The organism is Streptomyces sp. KL2, from assembly GCF_046529545.1.
GTDB classification, from domain to species: domain Bacteria; phylum Actinomycetota; class Actinomycetes; order Streptomycetales; family Streptomycetaceae; genus Streptomyces; species Streptomyces radiopugnans.
Genome location: NZ_CP127170.1, coordinates 3299185 through 3318057, shown reverse-complemented (window position 1 = coordinate 3318057; position 18873 = coordinate 3299185). Strand labels below are relative to the sequence as shown.

17 protein-coding genes and 1 riboswitch are annotated in these 18873 nt (G+C 73.7%); of the genes, 2 read left to right on the top strand and 15 right to left on the bottom strand.

Translation table 11 applies throughout. From position 1 onward, the window contains the following. Positions 1-108 precede the first annotated feature (108 nt). A complete protein-coding gene (gene phoU / locus QPK52_RS15055) occupies positions 109-819 on the top strand; it encodes a phosphate signaling complex protein PhoU (protein ID WP_410537999.1) in 711 nt (236 codons plus the stop codon). Between the two features lie 537 nt (positions 820-1356). On the opposite strand, the gene QPK52_RS15050 is transcribed toward phoU, so the two are convergent. The 11 genes from QPK52_RS15050 to mshA all read right to left on the bottom strand — a co-directional run bounded on the left by QPK52_RS15050 (position 1357) and on the right by mshA (position 12842). Further along, positions 1357-2532: an ABC transporter substrate-binding protein gene (locus QPK52_RS15050; protein ID WP_410537998.1), complete on the bottom strand. Its 1176-nt coding sequence runs from the start codon at positions 2530-2532 to the stop codon at positions 1357-1359. 477 nt (positions 2533-3009) lie between these two features. Continuing rightward, a riboswitch (TPP riboswitch) is annotated at positions 3010-3182 on the top strand. 101 nt (positions 3183-3283) lie between these two features. Next, on the bottom strand, positions 3284-3574 hold the full coding sequence (locus QPK52_RS15045) for a hypothetical protein (protein ID WP_410537997.1): 291 nt from the start codon (positions 3572-3574) through the stop codon (positions 3284-3286). Between the two features lie 164 nt (positions 3575-3738). After that, positions 3739-4497 (bottom strand): phosphoglyceromutase, encoded by a 759-nt coding sequence (locus QPK52_RS15040; protein ID WP_410537996.1) that lies wholly within the window; start codon positions 4495-4497, stop codon positions 3739-3741. Between the two features lie 338 nt (positions 4498-4835). Continuing rightward, entirely contained in the window at positions 4836-5804 is a 969-nt protein-coding gene (locus QPK52_RS15035) for an alpha/beta hydrolase (protein WP_410537995.1), read from the bottom strand. Then, on the bottom strand, positions 5801-6982 hold the full coding sequence (locus tag QPK52_RS15030) for a branched-chain amino acid ABC transporter permease (protein WP_410537994.1): 1182 nt from the start codon (positions 6980-6982) through the stop codon (positions 5801-5803). The genes QPK52_RS15035 and QPK52_RS15030 overlap by 4 nt, the downstream gene beginning before the upstream one ends. Then, a complete protein-coding gene (locus QPK52_RS15025) occupies positions 6979-7851 on the bottom strand; it encodes a branched-chain amino acid ABC transporter permease (RefSeq protein WP_410537993.1) in 873 nt (290 codons plus the stop codon). Before QPK52_RS15025 ends, QPK52_RS15030 begins: the two co-directional genes overlap by 4 nt. Continuing rightward, positions 7848-8669 carry an ABC transporter ATP-binding protein gene (locus QPK52_RS15020; protein WP_410540338.1) on the bottom strand — a complete coding sequence of 274 codons (822 nt, stop codon included), beginning with the start codon at positions 8667-8669 and terminating at the stop codon, positions 7848-7850. The genes QPK52_RS15025 and QPK52_RS15020 overlap by 4 nt, the downstream gene beginning before the upstream one ends. Before the next feature lie 68 nt (positions 8670-8737). After that, positions 8738-9499 carry an ABC transporter ATP-binding protein gene (locus QPK52_RS15015; RefSeq protein ID WP_410537992.1) on the bottom strand — a complete coding sequence of 254 codons (762 nt, stop codon included), beginning with the start codon at positions 9497-9499 and terminating at the stop codon, positions 8738-8740. Between the two features lie 5 nt (positions 9500-9504). Then, positions 9505-10719 carry a substrate-binding domain-containing protein gene (locus QPK52_RS15010; protein ID WP_410537991.1) on the bottom strand — a complete coding sequence of 405 codons (1215 nt, stop codon included), beginning with the start codon at positions 10717-10719 and terminating at the stop codon, positions 9505-9507. A gap of 289 nt (positions 10720-11008) precedes the next feature. Beyond that, complete coding sequence (locus QPK52_RS15005) at positions 11009-11530, bottom strand: YbjN domain-containing protein (RefSeq protein WP_410537990.1); 522 nt, start codon at positions 11528-11530, stop codon at positions 11009-11011. Further along, a complete protein-coding gene (gene mshA, locus QPK52_RS15000) occupies positions 11523-12842 on the bottom strand; it encodes a D-inositol-3-phosphate glycosyltransferase (protein ID WP_410537989.1) in 1320 nt (439 codons plus the stop codon). The genes QPK52_RS15005 and mshA overlap by 8 nt, the downstream gene beginning before the upstream one ends. Positions 12843-13069: 227 nt before the next feature. On the opposite strand from mshA, the gene QPK52_RS14995 reads away from it, so the two are divergent. Continuing rightward, entirely contained in the window at positions 13070-13894 is an 825-nt protein-coding gene (locus QPK52_RS14995) for a class I SAM-dependent methyltransferase (protein ID WP_410537988.1), read from the top strand. Between the two features lie 18 nt (positions 13895-13912). Here QPK52_RS14995 and QPK52_RS14990 read toward each other — a convergent pair whose 3' ends face one another. The 4 genes from QPK52_RS14990 to QPK52_RS14975 all read right to left on the bottom strand — a co-directional run bounded on the left by QPK52_RS14990 (position 13913) and on the right by QPK52_RS14975 (position 18432). Beyond that, positions 13913-14335, bottom strand: coding sequence for an Hsp20/alpha crystallin family protein (locus QPK52_RS14990; protein WP_093658797.1), 423 nt, complete (start codon positions 14333-14335; stop codon positions 13913-13915). A gap of 155 nt (positions 14336-14490) precedes the next feature. After that, positions 14491-14994, bottom strand: a complete 504-nt coding sequence (locus tag QPK52_RS14985; protein ID WP_410537987.1) for an NUDIX hydrolase — start codon at positions 14992-14994, stop codon at positions 14491-14493. Beyond that, positions 14994-16235: a CHAD domain-containing protein gene (locus QPK52_RS14980; RefSeq protein ID WP_410537986.1), complete on the bottom strand. Its 1242-nt coding sequence runs from the start codon at positions 16233-16235 to the stop codon at positions 14994-14996. Before QPK52_RS14980 ends, QPK52_RS14985 begins: the two co-directional genes overlap by 1 nt. After that, positions 16219-18432: an RNA degradosome polyphosphate kinase gene (locus QPK52_RS14975; protein ID WP_410537985.1), complete on the bottom strand. Its 2214-nt coding sequence runs from the start codon at positions 18430-18432 to the stop codon at positions 16219-16221. The genes QPK52_RS14980 and QPK52_RS14975 overlap by 17 nt, the downstream gene beginning before the upstream one ends. Positions 18433-18873: the final 441 nt, after the last annotated feature.

Sequence of the window (18873 nt, the reverse complement as noted above, 5' to 3'; positions counted from 1 at the left end):
GGACGTGTTTCGGACAGAACGTGGGAGCGTAGGGGAGAACGGGGACCCGCGCGCTCTTCGCGGAAGGCCCGGGCCCCACGGTCACGTCATGCGAGGGGAAGGAAAGTCATGCGGGACGCGTACCACGAGGAGCTGGACTCGATCGGCGACAGCCTGGTCGAGATGGCCCGGCTCGTCGGCTCCGCGATCGGCCGCGCCACCACGGCGATGCTGGACGCGGACCTCAATCTCGCCGAGAGCGTGATCGCAGCGGACGAGAAGGTGGACACCCTCCAGCGGGACCTGGAGACCAAGGCCATAAACCTGCTGGCCCGGCAGCAGCCGGTCGCCACCGACCTGCGGATCGTCGTCACCTCGCTGCGGATGAGCGCCGACCTGGAGCGCTCCGGCGACCTGGCCCAGCACGTCGCCAAGGTGGCCCGGCTGCGCTACCCCGAGTCGGCGGTGCCGCGCGACCTGCACGCGACCATCCTGGAGATGGGCCAGCTCGCGCAGCGCCTGATGGCGAAGACGGGCGAGATCCTGATCACCAAGGACGTCGACCTGGCGCTCCAGCTGGAGCAGGACGACGACGCGATGGACCTCCTGCACCGCACCCTCTTCCAGCACCTGATGGACGACCGCTGGAAGCACGGCATCGAGACGGCCGTGGACGTCACCCTGCTGGGCCGCTACTACGAGCGCTTCGCCGACCACGCGGTCTCGGTCGCGCGCCGCGTCGTCTACCTGGTCACCGGCGACTACGCGGACGAGGTCGACCCGGCCGCCGCCGCGACCGCCGCGGCCACCACCGAGGAGGCTCCGGCCGGGGACGCGTGACCGCGGACGGCGGGCCCCGGGGCGGGGTCCGGGGGGCGCGGCACAGGGCCCGGGGCGCGCGAAGGGCGCGGAGCGCCTGCCGCCCGGGCCGATGCGCCCCGGGCCCGTGAGCACGCGGTACGTGCCCCCGCGCGCCGTTGACGCGCTCGGCGGTGCGGGTCGTCAATGGGTGGCGAGACGAGCCGGTGACAGCCGGCGAGACGCGGAGGAGGCACTCATGGCGGACTTCCCGACTCCACCCACCACGGCCGAGCGCTCCGGCGAGAGGCCCTCGCTGCCCGTACCGGGGGCCTGCGGCTGCGGATCGGGGTGCTCGTGCGGCTGCCAGTCCGGCGGCTCCTGCCAGTGCGGCGGGAACTGCTGACCGTCGGAACGCCTGCCGGCGCGCACACCCGCACCGGCGCCACACGCCGGAACGGGGCCCGGCCGGACCACCGGCCGGGCCCCGTCGCGTACCTACCGGCGTGCTCCCCGCCCACCTCCGTCGCAGTACGGGCCCCGCGGGCCGTACCGTCGCCCCACCGCGCGGAGCGGCCGTCACAGCTCCCTGGCCGCGTCCTCCTCCTTCTCCGCCGTGCGCTGGAGGGTCCCGAGCACGGCGGCCGGATCGCCGTCGGCCAGTACCGACTGGCCGACGTACAGGCCGATCTCCCGGCTGACCTTCGCCCAGGAGACCTTGTTGGACGGGAAGAACTCCGCGGCTCCGAGCCGGTCCAGGAAGGGCCGCATCCGCTTGTGCCGCTTGTCGCCGCGCATCTGCTCCGAGGCGGACACCGTGACCGGCAGGGTGTGGTAGCGGTCGGCGAAGGCGAACTGGTTCTCCACGTCGTAGACGTGGTCGAGGAAGGCGGCGACCGCCTCCTGGTTGCCCTCCCGGCGGAAGGCGAGCATCCAGCCCGCCGACCCGGTGGTGGTGTCCGAGAGCCCGTCGCGGCCGGGCAGCGGGGCCGTCCCGTAGTCGGTCTTCTTGCGGTCGGCCTGCCGCGTCAGCGACAGGTCTCCGTTGAGCATCCCGACGTGCCCGTCCGTGAACAGGTTGAACAGCCCCTGGCGGTTGGTGACGGCGGGGTTGGACGTGGTCAGGCCCTGGTCGACGAGTTCGTCGCGGAGCCACCCCATGGCCTGGATGTTGGCGGGGTCGTTGATGGCGTACATACCGCCGTCGCCGGTGTAGCCGCCGCCGTTGCCCAGCATCCAGGTCATGGCCTCGGTGGGCGCCTCCTCGCTGCCGAGCGGCAGTCCGTAGGGCACGTCCACGCCGATCGCCTTGAGCGCGACGGCGGCCTGCTTCAGCTCCTCCCAGCTCCTCGGCGGCTTCTCCGGGTCCAGGCCGGCCTCGGCGAAGAGGCCGCGGTTGTAGAAGAGGAGCTGGATGTCGGCGGTGAAGGGCATCGCGTACCGCACGCGGCGCAGCTCGCCCGCCGTGCTGAGCGCGGGGACGAAGTCGGCCTGGACGGGGATGGACAGGACGTCGTCGGCCCGGTAGAGCCGCCCTGCGGCCGCGTGGTCGGCGAAGGAGTCGATCTGCGCCAGGTCGGGGGCCTGCCCGTTCCCGATCATCTCCGCGACCTTCTGCTCGGCCTTCCCCGAGGCGTGGACGGAGACGTTCACCTTGATGCCGGGGTTCTTCTTCTCGAACGAGGCGACCACCCCGTCCCAGTAGTCCTGGGTGAGGTCGTTGCCCTCCAGGTCCCCGTGATCCGACGCGACCATCGTCAGGGTGACGTCACCGGTGCGGGACGCCCCGCCTCCGCCGCCGCACCCGGTCGCCGTCAATGCGACAGATCCGGCCACCCCCGAAGCCAAGCCCAGGAACCGTCTTCTCCGCATCCGTGCCACCCCTTACTTAACCGGTACTGCTCCCGCGTCGGCGTTCGCCGGGAACCACGCCGGGAACCGATTCGGAAGCCGGAGCGCGGCACTCCCTTGGAAGCCACCGCAGGGTGGCTGAAAAGTAACGCTCGGTCCACACCTCGACCACCCTGTTGAGCGGACCGATACGCAAACGAGTCCGATCCCCCGGACCCCCGCCCGGAGGGCGGCGGGACGGCGCGCCGGCGAAGGGCTCTAGCCCGCCCCGCGCCCGGGCCCCGCCACGGCCTCGACCCCGACGAACGGACAGAAGGCGAAAAAAACCGCGTTCCACCCCTTCCGATTCATCACGGGAGAGTTACCGTGGAATTGGACCTACGGGACGAGCGAGGGAGTTCGACCGGAGTAGCCGACTTGGGCGGAAAGCTCCGGCTTCCGCTGAGGCCGACGTCGACGGTCGGGCTGAGAGGCCGGAAGGTGGCGACACCGGAAGGCGACCTCCACAACCTGATCCGGACAATGCCGGCGCAGGGAGCCCGCCCCGTAGGTTCACCCATGTGACGGGCCGATCGATGCCGCACGGTGGAGGATCACCGCGTGGCATCGGTGCGTTGTGCGGTTCCGGGTACCGCCCGGCCCCCGGTACCACGGGCTACGGCCCTCGCAGGGCCTCGAAGAGGTCTCCGTAGACGCTCCGGCAGTCGACACTGCCGTCGTCGTTCAGGCAACCCGTGTACCAGTCCTCGTCATCGACGGGTCCCACCAGGCACAGGCCGTGGAATCCCAGCACGATGCCGGGCCGCACCTCCTCGTCGGCACCGGCCCCCGCGGAGCCGCGCCACGTCACGCTCCGAGCGGTGTGGAGCGCGACCGCCTCCCGGCCCCCGGAGACGTCCCGGATCCGCTGGAGCGTCCACCCCTCCGGGAGCCGCCCTTCTGCCATACGGCGATGGTCGCGGCTTTCCTGCGCTTTCCGGGCGGATGTCGCCAGGACGGCGGGGGTGAGGGCGGTGCGGCGGCTTCGGACGGGAACCGCTGCGCGGAACGGCGACGAGCCCCTGCCGGCGGCGGAGTCGCCGGCAGGGGCTCGGTCGCGGGGTCGGACCGCTACTTCTTGCCCTGGTTCTTCACGGCCTCGATGGCGGCCTTGGCCGCGTCCGGGTCGAGGTAGGTGCCGCCCGGGTTGACCGGGTGGAAGTCGGCGTCCAGGTCGTAGGAGAGCGGGATGCCGGTGGGGATGTTCAGGCCCGCGATGTCGTCGTCGGAGATGCCGTCGAGGTGCTTGACCAGCGCGCGGAGGCTGTTGCCGTGCGCGGCGACCAGGACGGTGCGGCCGGTGAGCAGGTCCGGGACGATCGAGTCGTACCAGTACGGCATCATCCGGATCACCACGTCCTTGAGGCACTCGGTGCGCGGACGCAGCTCGCTGGGGATCATCGCGTAGCGCGGGTCGTCGCTCTGCGACCACTCGGCGCCGTCCTCCAGGACCGGCGGCGGGACGTCGTAGGAGCGGCGCCACCGCATGAACTGCTCTTCGCCGAACTCGTCGCGGATCTGCGCCTTGTTCTTGCCCTGGAGCGCGCCGTAGTGCCGCTCGTTGAGGCGCCAGGAGCGGCGGACGGGGACCCAGAGGCGGTCGGCGGCCTCCAGGGCGAGCTGCGCGGTACGGATGGCGCGCTTCTGGACGGAGGTGTGCACGACGTCGGGGAGCAGGCCGGCGTCCTTGAGCAGCTCACCGCCGCGGGCCGCCTCCTTCTCGCCCTTCTCGGTCAGATTGACGTCCACCCAGCCGGTGAACAGGTTTTTCGCGTTCCACTCGCTCTCGCCGTGGCGGAGGAGGATCAGCTTGTACGGTGCGTCGGCCATGGGCCCGAGCCTAATCGACGTCCGGCGGGCGGACCGGGGGCGGCCGACTGGCGAGACACGGGCCCGATGGGGCGCACGGGGCCGCCGGTTGACGGTCCGCGTCGATTCGGTGGAGGGGCGGGAGCGGGTGTTCGTGACGCGCGTGCTCCGGGGACGGCCGTTACGGGCCGGCGGGCCGCGGGAGGCGGGCGACGGCCAGGAGGTTGCGTCCGGAGGCTCTCACGCACCTCCCCGGCGGGGAGCGGGGAGGCGGGGACGACGGTGTTGTGGACTCGGCATCCTCCATCGCATCAGGGGGACCGGGTGGACGGCGTCGCGTCAAACGGTTTGGCGGCGGGTCAGGCGCGGTTCTCCCCGGGTGCGGTCCTCGCCCGGATCTCCTCCAGCGCCGTGCGGACGGCCGCCGTCGCGTCGGGGGCGAGCAGGACGGAGTAGTGGTTGGCCCCGGGCACGCGCCGCGCGGTCACGCCGGAGTCGGGTCCCGGGCCGAGGCCGGCCGCGGCGAGGCGGTCCTCGTCGTACAGCCCCCGCGGCTCGTCCAGCATGCCGCGCTCGGCCCACAGCAGGGTGACGGGCACCCCGGCCGAGGCGGCGGTCCGCACCGCCGCGAGGGTCTCCGGGTCGGCCAGGACGTCCGCCCCGTCGGCCCGTACCGCCTCCAGTACGCAACTGCTGCGCAGCCGCGGCGCCCGCCCCACCAGATCGCGGTCGACGTAGGCCTGGACGTCGTCGTTCCAGTGCGGGCCCAGGGCGGGGTGCTCGCGGAAGAACGCGCGGTACGCCTCCCGGTCGGGGAAGGTCATCGACAGCCGCCGCATCGCCGGGCCGATCACGGCCTCCAGCAGTTCGTCGATGTCCGTTCCCGCGGGGGCGGGGAAGCCCACGCCGCCGTCCACCAACACCACGCCCGCGATCCGGTCCGGGTGGCGGGCCGCCGTCAGCGCGGCGACGAAGGCTCCCATGGAGTGGCCCACCAGCACCGCCCTCTCCCGGCCCAGGTGGTCCAGGAGGGCGATGACGTCCTCGGTGTGGGCGGCGAGCCCGTACGGCCCCGGGAGCGCGGCGCTGCGCGCCCGGCCGCGCAGGTCGGGGGCGTACAGCGGGATGTCCTCGCCCAGGGCGGCGGCCAGGGGGGCGAAGGAGCGGCCGTTGGCGGTGATGCCGTGCAGGGCGATCACCGGCTCCCCGGCGCCGGGCCACTGCGAGACGGCCAGTTCCCCTCCGCGCACCGGGACGGCCGTCTCCTCGGCGGTGCGTCCGGTTCGTTCGGTGCGTCCGGTCCGTCCGGTCGTCGTCGGGTCCGTCATCGGGTCTCCTCTCCCTTCCGCCAGGTCAGCGAGCGCCGTATCGACGCGATGCCGCCCGGCGCCGCGTACACCGCGATCACGAACAGCGTGCCGAGGATCACCATCGGCTCCGACAGCGGCGCGCGCAGGGCGCCCGGCAGCCCGTGCACCAGGTCCGAACTCGCCAGCACCGCGAGCCGCTGGTCGAGGAAGGTGAACAGCACCCCGCCGATCAGCGGGCCCCAGCGGGTGCCGCTGCCGCCCAGGACGACCATCACCAGCAGGGTGAGGGTGAACTCCGGGGTGCTGGAGCGCGGGGTGGCGCCCGCCGTGACCAGCAGGTGCAGTGCGCCGCCCAGCACGCCGAGGGCGGAGGCCAGGACGAAGACGCCGAGCTTGTGGCGGAACGGGTCGTAGCCGAGGACGGAGACCCGCTGCTCGTTGTCGCGGATGCCCTGCCAGACCCTGCCGACCGGCCGGGCCACGGCCGTCCACACCACGGCGGCCGTCAGGGCGAGGTAGGCCAGGGCCAGCCAGTAGACGTTGGCGGTGTTCTCCACGCCGACCAGCGCGGCGGGCACCCCGTCGGTGTGCAGCGGCAGGCCCTCCTCGCCGCCGGTCAGGCCGCCCGGGTTGCGCTGCACCCAGATCGAGCCGGCCTGGGCGAAGGCGAGGGTGACCATGGCGAAGCCGATGCCGCCCAGCGCCAGCCCGCGCAGCGAGACGGCGCCCAGGAGCACGGCGGCGGCGGTGCCGCCGGCCAGGGCCAGCCCGATGGCGGGGAAGAGGCCCAGGCCCAGTTCGGTCATGGCGAGCTGGGTGCCGTACGCGCCGCCGGCGACGTAGAGGGCGTGGCCGAAGGAGAGCAGGCCGGTACGGCCGAACATCAGGTCGTAGCCGAGGGCGAGTCCGCCGAACACCAGGCACAGGGCCAGCAGTTGGAGCGATCCGGGCGAGTTGACCGGGCCGTCGAGCAGTACCGGGATCTCCAGGGCGGAGTACGGCAGCAGGGCCAGGGCGGCCAGCACGGCGGCCGGGGCGAGCAGGCCCCGCCACCGGCGGGCGGGCCGGGCGGCGGATCCGGCGGGGCCGGCGGGTCCGGTGGGTCCGGCGGGTCCGGTGGGCCCACCGGTGGCGGGCGCGGGTCGCTCGCCGGACGAGGACGGTGCGGCGGCCGGGGAGGCCGGGGAGGTCGTCATGCGACTCCTCCTGCGAGTCGGGGAGCGGGGCGGGCCAGGACGACGGCCGCGAGCAGTACGACGACGGCGAAGTCGCCGTAGCCGTCGACGTAGTAGTTGGCGTACTGCTGCACCAGGCCGACGGCGAGCGCGGAGAGCGCCACGCCGGGGATGGAGCCCATGCCGCCGATGACCACCACGACGAAGGCGAACACCAGCAGCGAGGTGCCCTGGTGGGGGGAGAGCGAGCCGAAGTAGAGCCCGCCGAGGACGCCCGCCAGCCCGGCGAGGGCGCCGCCGATGGCGAAGACGAGGGTGAAGGCGCGGGTGACGTCGATGCCCAGGGCGGTGACCATCGCCCGGTCCTCCACGCCCGCCCGCACGATCAGCCCGTAGCGGGTGCGGGAGAGGAAGAGGGTGACGGCCGCCAGTACCGCGAGGGCCACCGCGATCAGCACGAAGCGGCTGACCGGCACCTGCGCGCCCAGCACCGAGACGGTGCCCGACAGCGCGTCGGGGACGGGGAAGGGCCGGGAGTCCGCGCCCCAGACGGCCTGGACGAGCGCGGGGATGGCCAGCGAGAGGCCGACGGTGACCAGGATCTGCTCGCGGGGGCGCCCGTAGAGGCGGCGGATGAGGACGAGTTCGACGACGATCGCCAGCAGTGCGCCGGTAGCGGTGCCGACCAGCGCGGCCAGTGCCAGCCCGCCCGTGCCGCCGACGGTCTCGGCGGTGCGCCAGGCCGCGTACGCCGAGACGGTGAGGAAGGCGCCGTGGGCGAAGTTGAGGACGTCCATCAGGCCGAAGATCAGGGCGAGGCCGGAGGCGATGAGGAAGTACAGGGCGCCCAGGCCCAGTCCGGTGAGGGTGAGCAGGACCAGCGTGCTCATGGGGTCGTCTCCTTGGTCGCGTGCTCGCGCTGTCCCTGTTCCCCGGACTGCTCCCCGGACTGCTCCTCGGATCGCTCCCCGGACTGTTCCCCGGGTTGCCCTCCGGCCTGCCCGGGCCGCTCGTGGCGGCCGACGCCGAGCAGGCTCGTGGTGAGCTCGCGGTCGGCCAGGAGTGCGGCCGCGTCGCCGGTGTGGACGGTGCGGCCCGCGTCCAGCACCACGGCGTCGCGCGCCAGCCGGCGTACGACGGCCAGGTTCTGCTCGACGAGCAGCACCGGGACGCGTTCGGCGGCGCGCTGGAGCACCTCGGCGACCTCGGTGACGACGCGGGGCGCGAGCCCCTTGGTCGGCTCGTCGACGATGACCAGGCGGTTGTCGTTGAGCAGGGCGCGGGCGAGGGCGACCATCTGCTGCTGGCCGCCGGAGAGGGTGCCGGCGCGCTGCCCGCGCCGGGCCTTCAGCTCGGGGAAGAGGTCGTGGACCAGGTCGTAGTGGTGGGGGCCGGAGCCGCGTTCGGCGAGGGCGAGGTTCTCGGCGACGGTGAGGGAGCCGAACACCCCGCGGTCCTCGGGCACGTAGCCGATGCCGCGCCGCACCACGGTGTGGGTGCGGTGCCCGGTGACGTCCGCGCCGTCCAGGCGGACGGTGCCGCCGGTGACCTCGCCCCCCTCGGGCAGCAGGCCCAGTACGGCGCGGACGGTGGTGGTCTTGCCGACGCCGTTGCGGCCCAGCAGGGCGGTGGTGCCGGTGGGGGCGACGTCGAAGCCGACGCCCTGGAGGATGCTGGACTGGCCGATGCGCACCCTCAGGCCGCGCACGGACAGGACGGGGGACGGTCCGGGATCCGGTCCGGGATTCGCTTCGGGATCCGCTTCGGGGTTCGTGCTCACAGTTCCTCCCCCACGTACGCCTCCTGGACGGTCGGGTCGGCCATCACCGCGTCGGGTGTGCCGGTGGCCAGCAGGGTGCCGTGGTGCATCACGGCCACCCGGTCGGCGAGGCCGAGCAGGATGTCCATGTGGTGCTCGACCATCAGCACGGTGCGCCCCTCGGTGCGGTGGAGGGTGCGGATGACGTCGGTCAGCTCGCCGACCTCCTCGGCGGCGACGCCCGCCATGGGCTCGTCCAGGAGCATCAGACGGGGGCCGCCCGGGGAGGGGCCGGGGCCCCCTTGCGCGAGGGTGGGGGCGAGCAGCACGGCGAGCTCCAGCTTGCGCTTGTCGCCGTGGGACAGCCCCCCGGCGAGGTCGCCGGCGCGCCGGGCCAGCCGCACGCGCTCCAGTACGGCCCGCACGCCCTCCCCGTCCTCCGCGACCCGCTTCGCGCCGGCCGCGCGGGCGGCCAGCGCGACGTGCCCGGCGACGGTCATGGTCGGGAAGACGGAGGAGGACTGGAAGGTGCGGCCCAGTCCGCGGCGGGCGCGGCGGTGGGGCGGCAGGCCGGTGATGTCGGCGCCGTCCAGGCGGACGGTGCCGCCGGTGGGGCGGGTGATGCCGGAGACGAGGTTGAACAGGGAGGTCTTGCCGGCGCCGTTGGGTCCGATGACGGCGACGAACTCGCCTTCCTCCACGGCAAGTTCGATCCCGTCGACGATGGTCGCCGCACCGACGGACCAGCTCAGCCCGCTCAGTTCGAGGACAGGTGACACAGCCGTCAGCCGATCTTCTTCTCGGCGGGGGCGACTTCCCGGGCGTCGAGGGTCTGGACGACCTTCGGCGCGTCACCGTCGAACTCCGCCTGGAACATGGGCTGGAGCAGCGCGTGGTCGCCCGCGCGGACGGTGTTCTCGCCCTTGACGCCGGAGAAGGTGTGGCCTTCCAGTGCCTCGACCATGGCGTCCGCGTCGCCGTCGGCTCCGGCCTCCCGGACGGCGTGGGCGATCATCTGGGCGGCGTTGAAGCCGTCGGGCGTGAACAGGTCGGTCTTCCAGCCCTTCTTCCCGAAGTACTCCCCGACGGCCTTCGCCTCGGGGCTGTCGGTGGCCTCGGGGACGTAGTGGGCCAGGAGGGTGACCTTGTCGCGGGCCCTGCCGAAGACGGGGTAGCTGGCGCGGCTGTCGAGTCCGGTGACGACGGTGGCGGCGTCGAGCACGCCCTGCTGGTCGAGGGTGGTCCACATCGACTGGGCGGTGTCGCCGGCCCAGGCGACGAAGACCATGTCGGGCTCGGCGGCCTTGACCTTGGTCGCGGTCGGGGTGAGGTCGGTGGCGCTGGGCGGGGCGAGGACGGAGTCCACGGTGGTGCCGCCGGTGCCGAGCACACTCTCCACGGCGGCGACGTTGGCCTGGCCGAAGGCGTTGTCCTGGGCGAGGACGACGACCTTCCTCCCCTTGCCGTCCTCACCCGCCTTGCCGTCCTCCTGGGCCTCCAGGATCCGCTGGGCGGTGGCCACGTCCTGGAAGGTCTGGCGCCCGGAGCGGAAGGTGTACTTGTTCGCGCCGGTGAGGGCGTCGGTGGCGGCGGGGCCGGAGATGTAGAGGACCTTGTTCTGGGCGGCGACCGGCGCGATCTGGGTGGCCACACCGGAGGCGGCCGTGCCGGCGATGATCCGCACGCCCTGGCCGGCGCTCTTCTTGGCCAGCGAGACGCCCTTGGCGGGGTCGCCGCCGTCGTCGTACCTGCTCACCTTGATCTCGACGCCGTCGATCTTCCCGGTGCCGCCGGTGGCGTGGTCGAGTCCGGCCTCGAAGCCCCTCAGGTACTGCTCGCCGTAGGAGGCCAGCGGGCCGCTGGTGGAGGTGATCAGGGCGACCTCGACCTCCTCGGCCCCCCCGCCGCCGGAGGCGGTGGCGCCGGGGCTGGAGCAGGAGGTGGCGAGTGCGGCTGCCACGGCTGCCGCGGCGAGGGAGGTGATGGCGGGTCTGCGCATGGCGGGAGGGCTCCTCGGCGGGTCTGTACGGGCCACCGGCGGGTGGCCGGCTCACGGTGGTGATGCCTGGCAGCGTCGCCTCACCCGTGTGCACCGGCAATGTCCGCGCCGTACACAGGAACGCCCCGGCGCATGGGCTTCCGCCACATGGGCGCCGGGGCGTCCCGTTCCCGCGGTACGGTCCGCGGCGCGATTCCGCGGTGTGATTCCGCCGTGCGGTCCTACGGTCCGGTTCCGCCGCGCGGTCCCGCGCCGTGCCCGCCGGTCGTCCCGTCCGCCGCCCGTCCGCTCACTCGTCGCGCAGCAGGTGCGCGAACGCCTCCAGGTTGCGCGTGGACTCGCCGCGGGAGGTCCGCCAGGCGTACTCCTTGCGGATGGAGGTGGCGAAGCCCATCTCCAGCAGGGTGTTGAACGCCCCGTCGGCGTTCTCCACGACCACGCCGAGCAGCCGGTCCACCTCCTCGGGGGTGACGGCCGACAGCGGCAGCTTCCCCACGAGGTAGACGTCGCCGAGGCTGTCGATGGCGTAACCCAGGCCGTACAGGCGGGTGTTGCGCTCCAGCAGCCAGCGGTGGACCTCGGCGTGGTTCTCGTCCGGGCGGCGGACGACGAAGGCGTTGACGGACAGGGAGTGCCTGCCGGCGATCAGGGAGCAGGTCGTGGAGAGCTTGCGGGTGCCCGGCAGTGTGACGACGTAGTTGCCGTCGGACGGGCTCTCCCACTTCAGCTCGGCTTCCCGCAGCGCCCGCTCGATCGCGGCCCTGGCCTTCGCGGTCGCGTCACCGCCGTTGTCGTCGCGCTTGTCACCCATGCGCCGATCGTAGGCGACGGCGGCGTCCGGCCATCGCCTCGGCGTACACCTCGGCGGTGGCGGCGGCGGCGGTGTCCCAGCCGAATCCGCTCGCGTGGCGGGCCGCGGCCTCGCCCATGCGGGCCGCCAGCTCCCGGTCGTCGATCAGCCGCCGCAGCGCCCGCGCGTAGCCGGCCGGTTCGTGGCCGTCGACGAGGAGGCCGCTGACCCCGTCGCGGACCGCCACCGGCAGCCCGCCGACGGACGCGGCGACGACGGGGGTGCCGCAGGCCTGCGCCTCGACGGCGACCAGGCCGAAGGACTCGCTGTGGGAGGGCATCACCAGCACGCTCGCCGCTCGGTACCAGTCGGCCAGGAGTTCCTGGCCGACCGGCGGGTGGAAGCGCACCACGTCGGTGATGCCGAGGCGGGCGGCGAGCTTCTGGAGCTGCTCGGGCTTGGCCAGCCCGCTGCCGCTGGGTCCGCCGACGACGGGGACGACGATGCGTTCGCGCAGCGAGGGCTCCTCGTCCAGCAGCAGGCGGGTGGCGCGCAGCAGGACGTCGGGGGCCTTGAGCGGCTGTATCCGCCCGGCGAACAGGGGGATGAAGGCGTCCTGCGGCAGGCCCAGGCGGGCGCGGGCGGCGGCGCGGCCGTCGGCGGGGCGGAAGCGGTCGAGGTTGACGCCGGGGTGGACGACGGCCGTGCGGGCGGGGTCGGCGCCGTAGTGGTGGACGAGCTCGCCCGCCTCCTCGGCGGTGTTGGCGATGAGCCGGTCGGCGGCCCGCACGATCTGCGTCTCGCCGATGACACGGGCGGCCGGCTCGGGGGTGTCGCCCTCGGCGAGGGCGGCGTTCTTGACCTTGGCCATGGTGTGCATGGCGTGCACCAGGGGGACGCCCCATCGCTCGGCGGCGAGCCAGCCGACGTGGCCGGAGAGCCAGTAGTGGGAGTGGACCAGGTCGTAGTGGCCGGGCCGGTGGCGGGCCCAGGCGCGCATCACGCCGTGGGTGAAGGCGCACAGCTGGGCGGGCAGGTCCTCCTTGGCGAGCCCCTCGTAGGGGCCGGCGTCCACGTGCCGCACCAGTACGCCGGGGGCGAGTTCGACGGCGGGCGGGAGCCCGCCGGTGGTGGCGCGGGTGAAGACCTCGACCTCGGTGCCCTGGGCGGCGAGCTGCCTGGCCAGCTCGACGATGTAGACGTTCATGCCGCCGGCGTCGCCGGTGCCGGGCTGGTGCAGTGGCGAGGTGTGGACGCTGAGCATGGCCACGCGGCGGGGCCGTCGCGTGAACCGGTGCAGTCGCCGACCGAGCCTGGTGTGGTGCGGGCTCACCTGCGCTGCCTCCTCGGGGACGGGACGCCGAGCGGCGGTCCGCTCTCCGGGGGCGTCAACGCGTCAACACCGGCCGGGGCCGTTCCCTTCCCCCGCCCGTCCGCTTTGCCAAACCTTGACGCGCAGGCGCGGCGCGGGCACCGGTGGTCACCCGCGCGGACGGACGGGGCGGGGACGGCCGGGAGCGGGCGGACGGGGCCGCGGCGGGAGACCGTAGGGTTGCCGGCATGGGCAGGCGTGGGGCGGAGCGGCCCGTGGGGACCGTCACGCGGGGAACGACGAATCCGAACCGGCTGCGGCGCATGGACCGCTGGATCGCCGCCGTCCACGGGTCCGCGCTGCGCCGCACCGCTGATCCGTACGGCCCCGTCGCCGTGGACCTGGGGTACGGCGCCGCGCCGTGGACGGCCGTCGAGCTGCTGGAGCGGCTGCGGGCGGCGTGCCCGGACGTGAGCGTCGTCGGCATCGAGATCGATCCGGCGCGGGTCGAGGCGGCCCGCCCCTACGAGCGTCCCGGCCTGGTCTTCGCCCGCGGCGGTTTCGAGGTGCCGCTGCCGGGCGGGCGGCGGCCCATGCTGATCCGGGCCGCGAACGTGCTGCGCCAGTACGACGAGCGGGAGGTCGTCCCCGTCTGGGACCGGCTGCGCGCCCGTCTGGCGCCCGGCGGGCTGCTGGTGGAGGGGACGTGCGACGAGATCGGACGGCGGCACGTGTGGGTGGCGATCGGCCCGGAGGGGCCGCGCACGGTGACGTTCGCGGCCCGGCTCGGCTCCCTGGGCGCCCCCTCCGACCTGGCCGAACGGCTGCCCAAGGCGCTCATCCACCGCAATGTGCCGGGTGAGCCGGTGCACGCCTTCCTGCTCGACATGGACCGGGCCTGGGCGGCGGCCTCCCCGTACGCCGCGCTGGGCGCGCGGCAGCGCTGGATGCGTTCGGTGAAGGAGGTCGCCGCCGGCTGGCCGGTCGTGGACGGGCCGCGCCGCTGGCGCCAGGGCGAGGTCACCGTGCGGTGGGAGGCCCTGGCGCCGGGCGGCGGCAGGAAGGGGACGTGAGGGCACGGAGCCCCCGGGTCAGCTCGTCAGCTCCTTCTTGCCGGAGCCGCCGCTGATCTGGATCTTGCGCGGCTTGGCCTGCTCGGCCACCGGGATGCGCAGCGTCAGGACACCGGCGTCGTACGAGGCGTCGATCCGGTCGGTGTCGAGGGTGTCGCCGAGGAAGAGCTGCCGGCTGAACTTGCCGGTGGGCCGCTCGGCGGCGATCCGCTCGGCGTCCTCCGGCCCGAGCCACCGGCGCTCGGCGTGGACGGTCAGGACGTTGCGCTCGACGTCGAGGTCGATGCTCTCCGGGTCGACGCCGGGGAGGTCGAAGTGGACCACCACGTCGTCACCGGAGCGGTAGGCGTCCATCGGCATTCCGACCGGGCGGGCCGTGGTGCCCAGGAGCTGCTCGGTGAGGCGGTCGAGCTCGCGGAACGGGTCGGTGCGCATCAGCATCACGGGTCATCTCCTTCCCTGGCACTCCATCCTGCGATGCCCTTCACTTCCTATATAACTCCAGGGAGGAAAATTGACAAGTGCCGACTCAAGTTTATTGAAAAGGCAGGTCAGGGTAGGTGCTTCAGGAATGCTCAGGAAGACCGGACCGCTCCTCAGCCGAGGTGGAGGGCCGCCAGCAGGGCGTCGACGAGCAGCCGGTCCTGCTCCCGGGTGAGCTGCCGCCGGGCCTCCCGAGGGGCCAGCCACAGCAGCCGGTCCACCTCGTCGCCGGGCGTGAAGGCCCCGCCGGTCGCCTCGGCGGCCCAGTAGCGGACCTCCTTGGTCCGGCCGCCGGTCTCGTAGCGCATGGTGGGCAGCACCGCGCCCGGGGTGCAGGACATGCCGGTCTCCTCGCGCACCTCGCGCACCGCCGCGGGCAGGGCCGCCTCGCCCGGCTTGAGCTTGCCCTTGGGGTGCGACCAGTCGTCCCACTTGGGGCGGTGGACGAGCGCGATCTCGATGCCCGCGCTCCCGGCGAACGCCCCTTCGCCCGCCCCCGCGCCGGAGCGCGTACGGCGCCACAGCACGCAGCCCGCGGCGCGGACCGTACGGGAGCCGGGACCGGAGCGGGGACCGGGTCCGGATCCGGGTGCGCGGCCGGAGCCCGAGCCGCCCATCAGCGGCCCCACTCCGCTCCGAAGGCCACCGGGGCCGCCTCCGCCCCCTGCGCCTGCTCCTGCGCCGGCCGGTCCGGTCCGGGCGGCCGGGTCTGCTGGGCGGAGGCCGCCGGGCGCCACAGCCGCCCGAAGCTGAACCTCGCCGCCTCCACCTCGTGCCGCTGGTCGGCGTGGAGCACCCCGAGCGCGTAGGCGGTGGCGGGGGCGATACGCGGGGTGCGGGCGGCGGCGGCAGCCGCCGAGGCCGCCTCGGCGGCGTCCCGGTGCCGGTCCAGCGCCCGGCTCGCGGCGGTCAGCGCCGGATCGTCGGCGCCCAGCACCTCGTGGGCGTAACGGCGCAGCCGCACCAGCAGCCGCACCTGGTTCCAGGCGGCGTCCAGCTCCCCGTCCACGACGAGGGTGTGGGCGAACGCCTCGCCGTTGTACGACTGGCGGGCCCTGGTCAGCGGCAGCGCCTCCACCGCCTCCGCCGCCCGCCGGTGGGCCAGTTCGGCCAGCGGCGGCAGCACGTGTACGGCCGGGCGGGAGGCGGTCTCGCCCGCCAGCGGCGCCTCGGAGGCCAGGACGGCGACCGCGTCGGCCACGGCGTGGAAGCGGGCCGAGCCGAGCGTCCGGAGGGCGGCGGAGTGGGCGCGGGTCCGGGCGAGAGTGAGCTGCCGCTCCAGCAGCGCCCCGGCGCGGGCGGCGCCGATCCCCAGGCCGCCGCCGGGCGGGACGGCGCCCCGCTGAACGGTCGGGCCGGGCCGGCCGGACGCCCCGCCGTCCGTCGAACCGTCCGCGGAACCGTCGGTGCCCGCGACCCCCGCGGGCACCGACGACAGCCGGTGCAGCGCCCCCAGCAGCCGGTCCAGCCGCGTCTCGTACGCCCGCTCCCGCCCCAGCACGCCCGACAGCCAGGCCAGCTCGGAGCCGAGCTGGTCGGCCCGGACGGTGTCGGTCAGCGGCCGGTAGACCCGCAGTGCCGCGCCGACGCGGCGGGCGCAGCGGCGCATCGTCCGCACGGCCTCGGCCGCGACGGCCGCCGACTCGGCACTGCCCGCGCTCTCCTCGTGCAGCCGCAGGCTGCGCAGGAAACCGGTGGCCTGCCGGTGGAGGTACTCGGCCAGCACCTCGCCCGCCGTGGCCTCCCCCAGATCCGGATGGAGCCCGCAGGGACCCTCGCGGGCCTCCGGGGACTCCTCCGGATACGGCTCCTCTCCCCCGTCCGCCGTACCGAGGGGCAGGTCATGTGGCTGGACCACGTCGGCGCCTCCGGGCGTCGATGAGCATTTCCTGGACGTTCCTCAGGGGCCGTCCCTCGGCGTCGGTCGCGTGGCGCGTCCACTCGCCGTCCGGGCCGAGGTGCCAGGAGGCGGTGGTGTCCGCCATGCCGGTCTCCAGCAGCCGGTTGAGGGCGGCCCGGTGGCCGGGGTCGGTGACCCGCACCAGCGCCTCGATGCGCCGGTCGAGGTTGCGGTGCATCATGTCGGCGCTGCCGATCCACACCTCCGGATCGCCCCCGCCCGCGAAGACGAAGACCCGGGAGTGCTCCAGGAAGCGCCCCAGCACGCTGCGCACCCGGATGTTCTCCGACAGCCCCGCCACCCCCGGCCGTACCGCGCAGATGCCGCGCACCCACACGTCGACGGGCACCCCGGCCCGGGAGGCGCGGTAGAGGGCGTCGACGAGCGCCTCGTCGACGATCGAGTTGACCTTGATCCGCACATACGCCGGACGCCCGGCCCGGTGGTGGGCTATCTCGCGGTTGACGCGCTGTATCAGCCCGTCGCGCAGCGAGCTGGGCGCGACCAGCAGCCGGCGGTAGGTGGTGCGGCGCGAGTAGCCCGACAGCCGGTTGAACAGGTCGGACAGATCGGCGCCGACCTGCGGGTCGGCCGTCAGCAGGCCCAGGTCCTCGTAGAGGCGGGCGGTCTTGGGGTGGTAGTTGCCGGTGCCGACGTGGCTGTAGCGGCGCAGCGTCTCGCCCTCCTGCCGCACCACCAGCGACAGCTTGCAGTGCGTCTTGAGGCCGACGAGGCCGTAGACGACGTGGCAGCCGGCCTCCTCCAGCTTCCGCGCCCACTTGATGTTGGCCTGCTCGTCGAAGCGGGCCTTGATCTCCACCAGCACCAGCACCTGCTTGCCGGACTCGGCCGCGTCTATCAGCGCGTCCACGATCGGGGAGTCGCCGGAGGTCCGGTACAGCGTCTGCTTGATCGCCAGCACGTCCGGGTCGGCGGCGGCCTGCTCCAGGAACCGCTGCACGGAGGTGGAGAAGGAGTCGTAGGGGTGGTGCAGCAGCACGTCGCGCTCGCGCAGCGCCCCGAAGACGTCGGGCGCCGACGCCGACTCGACCTCGGCCAGGTCGCGGTGGGTGCCGGCGACGAACTTGCGGTACTTCAGCTCCGGCTTGTCCAGCGCGGCGATCCCGAACAGGCCGGTGAGGTCCAGCGGGCCGGGCAGCGGGTAGACCTCGGCCTCGGTGACCTTCAGCTCGCGCACCAGCAGGTCCAGCACGTACGGGTCGATGGACTCCTCGACCTCCAGGCGCACCGGCGGGCCGAAGCGGCGCCGCATCAGCTCCTTCTCCAGCGCCATCAGCAGGTTCTCGGCGTCGTCCTCCTCCACCTCCAGGTCCTCGTTGCGGGTGACCCGGAACATGTGGTGGGCGAGGACCTCCATCCCGGGGAACAGCTCCTCCAGGTGGGCCGCGATCACGTCCTCGATGGGCACGTAGCGCTGCGGGGATGCCTCCAGGAAGCGGGACAGCAGCGGGGGCACCTTCACCCGCGCGAAGTGGTTGTGCCCGCTGACCGGGTTGCGCACCACCACGGCCAGGTTCAGCGACAGCCCGGAGATGTAGGGGAAGGGGTGCGCCGGGTCCACCGCCAGCGGGGTCAGCACGGGGTAGATCTGCTGCCGGAAGAGGGTGAACAGGCGGGCCTGCTCCTCCTCCGTCAGATCCGGCCAGCGCACCAGGTGGATGCCCTCGTCGGCCAGGGCGGGCAGGACGTCCTGCTGGAAGCAGGCGGCGTGCCGGGCCATGAGCTCGCGCGAGCGGTTCCAGATCAGCTCCAGCACCTCGCGCGGCTGGAGGCCGGAGGCGGAGCGGGTGGCCACCCCGGTGGCGATGCGGCGCTTGAGGCCGGCGACGCGCACCATGAAGAACTCGTCGAGGTTGCTGGCGAAGATGGCCAGGAAGTTAGCCCGCTCCAGCAGCGGTGTGGCGGGGTCCTCGGCAAGCTCCAGCACCCGCTCGTTGAAGGCGAGCCAGCTGCGCTCCCGGTCGAGGAAACGTCCCTGCGGCAGCTCCCCGTCCACCCCGTCGGGGCCCTCGCCCTCCCGGTAGGCGTCGGAGTCGGTGTCGATGTCGGGCTCGAGCGCGTGCCCCGGCGCGATCATGGCGTGCGGGCGCGAGGCGGCGATGGAACCGACGGGGGGCTGGACAGGCTGGCTCATTCCTCCATTGTTCCGCGCCGCCAGAGGCAACGGCGCGTCGGGAAACTGCGGCCCGGGGCGTGGCCCCGGGGCCGACGCCTTCGGCACGACGGGCTGCATTCCGCGATGCTCGCAAGCGAGTCTGAATCGCCGGTTAAGCCGACATGGCTGTCAGGCGATCCCCGCACTTCGCGCGGGTGCCGGGCAACGGAACGATTCGCTCCGGCGAACCGTCGCGGCGGCGTTCCGGCGGCGTACGGCGGGTGTCGCGGGGCGGAGGCGGAGTGGGGCGGAATTTCCCGTTCGAGCGTTTTTCGAACCTTCACAACCCAGAGTGACCGATACGTCACTACTGTGGCCGGTGGCGGCGTTCCGGCGGTGTTCCGGACACCGGCCGCCGTCGAATCGCGGGCCGGATCTGTGCGGCCTGTACGGGGTGACGGGCCGGGGGCGGGCCCGTTG

What these genes read in the sequence shown, in the direction of transcription:
- phoU (WP_410537999.1), top strand. Translation starts at nt 109, where the DNA reads ATGCGGGACGCGTACCACGAGGAGCTGGACTCGATCGGCGACAGCCTG.
- QPK52_RS15050 (WP_410537998.1), bottom strand. Translation starts at nt 2,532, where the DNA reads ATGGTCGCGTCGGATCACGGGGACCTGGAGGGCAACGACCTCACCCAG.
- QPK52_RS15045 (WP_410537997.1), bottom strand. Translation starts at nt 3,574, where the DNA reads ATGGCAGAAGGGCGGCTCCCGGAGGGGTGGACGCTCCAGCGGATCCGG.
- QPK52_RS15040 (WP_410537996.1), bottom strand. Translation starts at nt 4,497, where the DNA reads ATGGCCGACGCACCGTACAAGCTGATCCTCCTCCGCCACGGCGAGAGC.
- QPK52_RS15035 (WP_410537995.1), bottom strand. Translation starts at nt 5,804, where the DNA reads ATGACGGACCCGACGACGACCGGACGGACCGGACGCACCGAACGAACC.
- QPK52_RS15030 (WP_410537994.1), bottom strand. Translation starts at nt 6,982, where the DNA reads ATGACGACCTCCCCGGCCTCCCCGGCCGCCGCACCGTCCTCGTCCGGC.
- QPK52_RS15025 (WP_410537993.1), bottom strand. Translation starts at nt 7,851, where the DNA reads ATGAGCACGCTGGTCCTGCTCACCCTCACCGGACTGGGCCTGGGCGCC.
- QPK52_RS15010 (WP_410537991.1), bottom strand. Translation starts at nt 10,719, where the DNA reads ATGCGCAGACCCGCCATCACCTCCCTCGCCGCGGCAGCCGTGGCAGCC.
- QPK52_RS15005 (WP_410537990.1), bottom strand. Translation starts at nt 11,530, where the DNA reads ATGGGTGACAAGCGCGACGACAACGGCGGTGACGCGACCGCGAAGGCC.
- QPK52_RS14995 (WP_410537988.1), top strand. Translation starts at nt 13,070, where the DNA reads ATGGGCAGGCGTGGGGCGGAGCGGCCCGTGGGGACCGTCACGCGGGGA.
- QPK52_RS14990 (WP_093658797.1), bottom strand. Translation starts at nt 14,335, where the DNA reads ATGCTGATGCGCACCGACCCGTTCCGCGAGCTCGACCGCCTCACCGAG.
- QPK52_RS14985 (WP_410537987.1), bottom strand. Translation starts at nt 14,994, where the DNA reads ATGGGCGGCTCGGGCTCCGGCCGCGCACCCGGATCCGGACCCGGTCCC.
- QPK52_RS14975 (WP_410537985.1), bottom strand. Translation starts at nt 18,432, where the DNA reads ATGAGCCAGCCTGTCCAGCCCCCCGTCGGTTCCATCGCCGCCTCGCGC.